The organism is Okeania sp. SIO2B9 (genome assembly GCF_010672505.1).
Classification (GTDB): domain Bacteria; phylum Cyanobacteriota; class Cyanobacteriia; order Cyanobacteriales; family Microcoleaceae; genus Okeania; species Okeania hirsuta.
In genome coordinates this window covers 1-1410 of the sequence record NZ_JAAHGK010001620.1, presented here as the reverse complement: position 1 = coordinate 1410, position 1410 = coordinate 1, and the positions used below count along the sequence as shown (strand labels likewise).

1 protein-coding gene is annotated in these 1410 nt (G+C 34.4%); it reads right to left on the bottom strand.

Annotation, left to right across the window (positions count from 1 at the left end; genetic code table 11):
* Nucleotides 1-330 precede the first annotated feature (330 nt).
* Nucleotides 331-1245: a YbhN family protein gene (locus F6K13_RS33155; RefSeq protein ID WP_124144261.1), complete on the bottom strand. Its 915-nt coding sequence runs from the start codon at nucleotides 1243-1245 to the stop codon at nucleotides 331-333.
* Nucleotides 1246-1410: the final 165 nt, after the last annotated feature.

Genomic DNA, 1410 nt, shown 5'->3' with positions numbered 1-1410 from the left:
TTTGGCTTTTAGGCAACAGGCAACAGGCAACAGGGAATAGATAGGAAAAAAGTATTTTTGCAAATACTGAGATGCACCCATGAGATTTTGAAGATTGCTGCTTTTCAATAATGTCAAGAGGGTTTTTGCATAGTGCTATAACTAGAACTTTTAAAAGCAGAGAAATATTTAAGTTTATTCTATGCAACTTGACATTTAATTGGTATCAGCAAAATTAATTGTATAGCAATTTTCATTACTACTGTTGACTTATAGAGTATCTAAAATCAGGAAATATTAATAATCAACCTTTATTTTTCCTTCTTGTTTCTTGCTTCTTGCTTCCTCCTTTTACTGTTGATTTTGTTGATCCAACCAAGCTAAAGCAGCAGCAAAAGTTTCAGCTAAAACACTAATCAAGCGATAAAACGCAACAGCACTTAACACAATACCAGGGGAAAATTTTTGCTCCAGTAAAGCCAAAGCAGTTGCTTCAAATACCCCAACACCTCCAGGCGCCCCTGGCACAACTAAACCTAATAGCCATGCTAAACTAAAGACACTAATTATTAATAAAACTTGATTAAATTCAATAGAATTGAACGCCAACATAGTCAACAAAAATCCAGAACCTCGAAGCAAAATGAAACAAATTTCTCCGAAAAAAGGCTTAATTGGATAGCGTACTAATTTTAATTCAGTATGTAGATATGAATCAGATTTTTTAACTGTTAATTTTAGTTTAGCTAAATATTTAATTACCGGGTTTAAAATTCGTGGATGAAGAATAAAAATGACTACAAAAAAACACAAAAATTGTAAAAACAAACTTTCTTGAGTGGAAGCAAATAAAGCAATAGCTAAAGCTGCAGCAGCCATTAAAAGCGGTTCTATCAACACAGTTAAAAGTGCAATTTCAACGGGTACTCCCGCCTGTTTTATTGAAGAAATCCGACCATAAAAATGCCATATATTTCCTGGTAAATACTTGGCAACATTTGTGAGGAGATATACTCTAATAGTCCATCTTAGATTAACTGATTGATTGAATTCTTTAATAATCCAAAACCATACCCATCCAGACCATAAATGAGCTATTATTGTGACGATAAAAGCAGTTCCTAAACTTACCCACCCAGAATCACTAATTCTAATTTCTAGTACTTGTTGCCATTGGTCTTTGAGAGTTTTAGTTAGAAAAAATAAAGTTACTCCTAAAATAATCCACGCCAGATAGGGTTTCAACCTTGATAAAACTTTTTTCATAAAAAATAATACTGATTTGTTGAATAATTGCTAACTCTATGAACTACCCCGCCGTGTAGACGGACGGGGTTTCTAAGTCCCCGTCAACAAAGTCCGCACTTTGAGATTTTGAGCGCTTCATTTGCCCCAGTTGCCTCATCGAGCCTGTATGTTTACGGGTCGAAT

Bases quoted from the DNA above. Each gene is read 5' to 3' on its own strand.
- F6K13_RS33155 (WP_124144261.1), bottom strand. From the start codon at position 1,245: ATGAAAAAAGTTTTATCAAGGTTGAAACCCTATCTGGCGTGGATTATT.